The organism is Nonomuraea sp. NPDC005983, assembly GCF_040614375.1.
GTDB lineage: Bacteria > Actinomycetota > Actinomycetes > Streptosporangiales > Streptosporangiaceae > Nonomuraea.
In genome coordinates this window covers 1-5,136 of record NZ_JBEXUP010000262.1, presented here as the reverse complement: position 1 = coordinate 5,136, position 5,136 = coordinate 1, and the positions used below count along the sequence as shown (strand labels likewise).

The 5,136-nt window shown below is 72.4% G+C and carries 8 protein-coding genes; 4 read left to right on the top strand and 4 right to left on the bottom strand.

The window, feature by feature from the left end; genetic code table 11:
- A partial coding sequence (locus tag ABZ297_RS46220) for a hypothetical protein (RefSeq protein ID WP_355360800.1) occupies positions 1-336 on the top strand: 336 nt, incomplete at its 5' end.
- 216 nt (positions 337-552) lie between these two features.
- Here ABZ297_RS46220 and ABZ297_RS46215 read toward each other — a convergent pair.
- On the bottom strand, positions 553-1,566 hold the full coding sequence (locus ABZ297_RS46215) for a zinc-binding dehydrogenase (RefSeq protein ID WP_355360797.1): 1,014 nt from the start codon (positions 1,564-1,566) through the stop codon (positions 553-555).
- Between the two features lie 320 nt (positions 1,567-1,886).
- Positions 1,887-2,519: a dienelactone hydrolase family protein gene (locus ABZ297_RS46210; protein ID WP_355360794.1), complete on the bottom strand. Its 633-nt coding sequence runs from the start codon at positions 2,517-2,519 to the stop codon at positions 1,887-1,889.
- A gap of 117 nt (positions 2,520-2,636) precedes the next feature.
- Between ABZ297_RS46210 and ABZ297_RS46205 the strand changes: the two genes are divergently transcribed.
- From ABZ297_RS46205 to ABZ297_RS46195, 3 genes are all read left to right on the top strand, one after another.
- On the top strand, positions 2,637-3,566 hold the full coding sequence (locus ABZ297_RS46205; RefSeq protein WP_355360791.1) for a hypothetical protein: 930 nt from the start codon (positions 2,637-2,639) through the stop codon (positions 3,564-3,566).
- Positions 3,567-3,654: 88 nt separating this feature from the next.
- Positions 3,655-4,116, top strand: a complete 462-nt coding sequence (locus tag ABZ297_RS46200; RefSeq protein ID WP_355360788.1) for a hypothetical protein — start codon at positions 3,655-3,657, stop codon at positions 4,114-4,116.
- Positions 4,117-4,218: 102 nt separating this feature from the next.
- Positions 4,219-4,347, top strand: a complete 129-nt coding sequence (locus tag ABZ297_RS46195) for a hypothetical protein (protein WP_355360785.1) — start codon at positions 4,219-4,221, stop codon at positions 4,345-4,347.
- Here the strand turns inward: ABZ297_RS46195 and ABZ297_RS46190 are convergent.
- Both ABZ297_RS46190 and ABZ297_RS46185 read right to left on the bottom strand, forming a co-directional pair.
- Entirely contained in the window at positions 4,317-4,520 is a 204-nt protein-coding gene (locus tag ABZ297_RS46190; RefSeq protein ID WP_355360782.1) for a hypothetical protein, read from the bottom strand. The genes ABZ297_RS46195 and ABZ297_RS46190 overlap by 31 nt on opposite strands.
- A gap of 11 nt (positions 4,521-4,531) precedes the next feature.
- The coding region (locus ABZ297_RS46185; RefSeq protein ID WP_355360779.1) for a hypothetical protein at positions 4,532-5,136 on the bottom strand (605 nt) is incomplete at its 5' end.

The following is a 5,136-nucleotide window of genomic DNA, read 5'->3' as shown; positions in this document are numbered from 1 at the left end:
CTCACCGGCGCCTCCTCCGCCAGCCTGTCGGCCACCGGCGGGCAGGTCGCCCAGCGTGCGGCCGCCCTGCTGGCACCGGCACCACGCCCGCGCCGCGTCATCGCCGCAGGACTGCTGGCGCTGACCACCATCACGCTCCTGGGCTCCTCGGTGGCAGTGGACCAACTCGACGATCGGCTCGACCAAGCCGAGCTGCCCGCGCCAGTCCTGTCGTCTTCCCCGCACGGGAGTTCTCAGCCGACCCTCCGCGCCGCTGCGGTGCGCTTCGCCACTGTGCCCGGCGCACAACCCGGCGAACGTTCCGGTTGGCGATCACGTCCATGGCGCACATGGTGATGGGGCTCGTCCCGGCCCAAGGTCCTCGTCCGGCGATCGGAGTATGACGGGGTCGCGGGTCGGCTCGGGGCCGACCGAGGCGTCGTCGGCGCACGGCTACTGCGGCCCGCTTGTCCGCCCGATGGCCAGGTGACCTTCCCGGTTGCGCGGGAGGTGAGGACGCCACCGCGGTTGAGCTCGCCCCGTCCTGGACGCGCCCGGGAGGCACGGCAGGGGTCAGGGGATGGTGACGAGAACCATCCCGGTCGTCTTTCCCGGCCGGACCGCGTGCTCGACGGCCTGCGCGATGTCGTCGATGCCGTACTGGGCTGCCACGTCGAACGCCTCGGCCGCCCCACGGGCGATGAGCTGGGCGGCGGTGGCCATGTCGTGGGCGCGCTGCTCGGCGGGGACGATCTCCGCCCAGCGGGTGACGATCAGGCCCCGGAGCCCGAGGCTCGTACCAAGGAGGTCCCCGGCGTGGACAGGGATGGGCTCCTTGGCCAGGACGCCGTAGATGATCAGGGTCCCGCCGGGTGAGAGCAACCGCAGCAGGTCTCCGGCCAGCGCGCCGCCCACGGGGTCGACCGCGGCAGGCACAGGCCGTGCCCCGATGTGCTCGCGGATCTCCTCCTTCCACGTGGGCTGAGCGGTGGAGACCACGGGAACGCCCGGGTAGCGCGCTCGCAGCGTCTCGGCGCCCGCGTCGCTGCGGACGATATTGATGTGCTGGATCGCGTGGAATTGGGCGACAGCCGACAGCAGACGGCCGACGTTGGAGCCGGCGGCGGTCTGCAGGAAGACGCCGTTGTAGCCGACCGTGGCGTGCTTTTCGAGCTCACGCCGCAACATGAGCACGGTGATGGGATTGATCAGCATCTGGGCGGCGATGCTGTCGGGAACATCGTCGCTCACCGGGACCACGAACTCCGCCGGGACGAGGACGTACTCGCTCCAGGCGCCGGGGTGGGGGAAGAAGGACACGCGCGCTCCGGCGGTGACCCTGGGAGCTACGGGAGTGTCCGGTCCTACCGCCTCGACGATGCCGGTGGCCTCGAGGCCGGGAGTGAGGTACGCGGTCTGCGAAGGGTAGGGACCCTGGATCGCGAGGAGGTCGCCGATGTGGATCGGGAAGGCGTGCACCCGCACCAGTACCTGGCCCGCTCCAGGCGGTCCAGGGGCGTCGACCTCCACGACGGAGACAACCTCGGCGGGGTTTCCGGACTGCCCATATATCACTTTACGTGCCATGCCCATTACTCCTCGACGTAGCATGACGACCGAGCTGCGCCTCAGCGGCCCGATCGCCGCTCCTGGCCTGGCGGGCGGGAAACAGAATCCGACTTCTCCCGGCTTCCACCTGGGCCGGATGATTTCTGCCTACCCCTCACCCGGCCGAACACCTGTTCAAGACCCCTGAGCGCCTCAACCCCGCGCGGTTGACGTCGACCACCGCGGCGGACCGCGAGCACGCGACGCTGTTCGCGCAGCGGTGTACGTCATTTCCGGCGGTGAGCTGTCGCGCTGCGACGGCCGGCGGCCGCGCCCGCAGGCTCTCGGCGAGCCCTGGTTCACAGGTGGGCGACGAACCAGCCTGTGGCCAGGCGGGCCACCTGTTCGAGCGTGCCAGGCTCGGCGAACAGGTGTGACGCGCCGGGCACGATGTCCAGGCGGACAGTCCCGGGCATCCGCTCCCGCGCCTGCCGGTTGAGGTCGATGACCACCGGGTCATCGCCGCCGACGACGAGCAGGGTGGGCTGGTGCACTCCGGTGAGAAAGTCGCCGGCGAGGTCGGGGCGTCCCCCTCGGGAGACGACCGCCCGCACCGCCTCGGGCCGCTCCGCCGCGGCGACGAGGGCCGCCGCGGCGCCGGTGCTCGCGCCGAAGAGCCCGATGGCGAGGCCCGAGGTCCTGGGGTCGGCTCCGGCCCAGTCGGTCAGCGTCGTCATGCGGGTGGCGAGCAGGCCGATGTCGAACCTGAGCTCGGCGGTCAGGGCGTCGCGCCGCTCCTCCGCCGGGGTGAGCAGGTCCGCGAGCACGGTGGCCAGGCCGGCGTCCTGGAGTTGCGCGGCGACGAAGCGGTTGCGCGGGCTGTGGCGGCTGCTGCCGCTGCCGTGCGCGAACAGCACCACCCCCTGCGGCGTGCCGGGTACGACGATGTCGGCCTCCAGGGCCACGTCGCCTGCCGGGATCGTGATGTCCATGGTCTGCTCTCCCCGGTCTGAGACGCGGACAAATCCATCCTTCCTCCACCAAACCGTCCTACCCACGGAGAGCATCTGACTCCGTTCCTGTCAGAGTCTCTCGATAGGTTCTCGTCCATGACGGAGACAACCCCCGATGTCGTCGGTGAAGCTCTGGTGCGCGCCTTCGCGGATCGTGGCTACGAAGCGACCCTGCCCGAACTCGCGACCGTCAGGATCAGGATGCCGGACGGCTCCAGCCTCTCCGCGGACATCACCGAGTGGCGCGGGTACGCCGGCAGCAACGCCCCGGCCGCCCTGCCCCGAATCGCCGCGGACTACGCCGATCAGGCGGCCAAGGCGTTCGCCCGTTACGCCGGACATTCCCAGAACGAGCAGACCCTGCCCTCCGCCGAGAACCTGCGGGTGCGCCTCTACACCGACGAGGCGCTGGGCGAGATGCGTGACGGGCTGGTGACCCGCCGGCTCGCCCCCGGGCTGCTCGAGACGGTGGTCGCCGACTACCCCGACTCGATCATGCCGCTGAACCGGGCCGACCTCGGCGGCGCGCCCGAGAACGGCGTCTTCGGAGCCGCCCTGTCGCTGTCCATCGGCAAGGAGCCCCACTACACCGAGACCAGCGCGGTCCAGGGCGTGCCCGTGACGCACATCGGCGGCACGCACCGGTACGTGAGCTCCCACGTGCACGTGCTCCGGCGCCACGTCGACCCCGCCTCGGCGCCCTACGGGGCCCTGCTCTCCTTCCCGCTCCCCGAGTACGTGCTCGTCCACGCGATCGGCGGCGTCCACCTGTTCGCCGCGATGGAGGCCGTCCAGGATCTCTCGCGCCAACTGTTCGAGGCCGGTGAGAAGGCGATCAGCCCGCAGGTCTTCTGGTGGCGTCCCGGCCGGTACGAGCAGCTGCCCGAGGAGGAGGCCCTCACCAGCGGCCTGGTTCCCGACCTCCGTCCGGTGGGCATCGAGGTCGACCACCGCGACATGAGCGTCGCCGCACTGGGCTCCGACACCCACGAACTCATCGATCTCTGGATGCGCGACCACGGCTGACACGACGGGCCGTGCGGATCTCGCCCCCACCGAGGCGTTTCCACCGTCCAGGCAGTCAGTACCGACGTCAACGAGAAGGGACACGACGATGGATGACAGGCACCCCGCACTCGCACGGCTCGACACGCTCGCCGGCTGGTGGACTGTCCAGCCGAAGGTCGCCGGCCTCGGCTCCGCCTGGACCGAGTTCACCTGGGACGAAGGCCGGGCGTTCCTGCGGCAGTACTCCGACGCCGATCCGATCCCGCAGACCGCGCCGCAGGCATGGCGGGCCAACGCGCCGCTGCCGGCCAGCGCCGTGATCGGTCTCGACGACGCCACCGAGGAGTTCACCATGCTGTACGCCGACGCCCGCGGCGTCCACCGGGTGTACCGGATGACGCTCGCCGACGGCGTGTGGGCCGTGTGGCGCGACGCTCCCGGGTTCAACCAGCGCTTCACTGGCACACTGAGTGCCGACGGCGACACCGTGGACGGGCGGTGGGAGATGTCGGCCGACGGCGTCACCTGGAACCTCGACTTCGAGCTGACCTACACCCGCGAACGCTGACGGAAGATCCCGATCCGGGCTGCAGCACGAGCGAGCTGGCCCGGCGCATCGGGGCGTCGCTGTCGAACGCCGGCAAGCACGCTCACGTCTCGCGGCCTGTTCGTGCTGTCGCGCTCGGTCGGCATCCTGGCCCACGTCTGGGAGGAGCAGCGCACCGGCGCCCGGATCAAGGGCCCCATCCCGCGCGACCTACTGGCCGACTACACGGGCCCGGCCCCCCGCGACCTCTGAGCCGGCCCGCCGGAGGGGGTGTCCCTCGGGCGGGGAGGTGCGAAGTCCAACGCCGGCACGCGCCCCGGCGTCGGCTCGGCCAGGATCGCCAGGCCGAGCGCCACGGCGGCCGGGGTCAGCGGCGCGGCGCCCAGCAGCAGGTAGATCCCGGCGCGGGCGATGCGGCCCGGCACGACGACCGACGTCAGCCGACGCCCTGACGTCCGGCCTCCCTCGGCAGGGGGAGGCGTGCCCCGCTCGCCTCCGGAGAGCGGCTCCACTCTTCCAGGAGCTCGGCGACGGTGGTGGCCCGCAGCATGTACGGGTGCAGCAGCTTGGCCCGCCGCTCCGGGATGCCGCCGGCGAGGGCCGCGTCGGTGAGCGCGCCGCCGAGCCACTCGCGGTCGGCGGGCCGCCCGTCGTCGCGGGTGATCAGCGGCTCTCCGGCGGACCGGCCGCGGCTCAGCGACCGCAGCAGCTGGCGGGCCAGCAGCGGCACCGGGAGCGCGACGACGTCCCCGCGGGTGTCGTGGAAGGTGACGATCGCGTGCTCGGTGCCGTCGGCCTCGGCCACGGTGCGGATGTCGCGGGCCGTCAGGCCGGCCAGCGCGCCCACGGAGGCGCCGGTCCCGTCCAGCAGCGCGACGGCGGCCGCCTCGGCCGGCCGGCCGTCGAACGCCAGCCGCGCGATGCCCTGGCGCAGCAGCCGCCGTTCCTCGCGGGTGAGCGCTCGGGGGCCGCCGGTGCGGGAGAGCGTGGACGGCCGCGGGTCGGCGGCCGGGGCGTGCCGGGCCACGCCGCGTCGCCGGG

Bases quoted from the DNA above. Each gene is read 5' to 3' on its own strand.
- ABZ297_RS46210 (WP_355360794.1), bottom strand. From the start codon at position 2,519: ATGGACATCACGATCCCGGCAGGCGACGTGGCCCTGGAGGCCGACATC.
- ABZ297_RS46200 (WP_355360788.1), top strand. From the start codon at position 3,655: ATGGATGACAGGCACCCCGCACTCGCACGGCTCGACACGCTCGCCGGC.
- ABZ297_RS46205 (WP_355360791.1), top strand. From the start codon at position 2,637: ATGACGGAGACAACCCCCGATGTCGTCGGTGAAGCTCTGGTGCGCGCC.
- ABZ297_RS46215 (WP_355360797.1), bottom strand. From the start codon at position 1,566: ATGGCACGTAAAGTGATATATGGGCAGTCCGGAAACCCCGCCGAGGTT.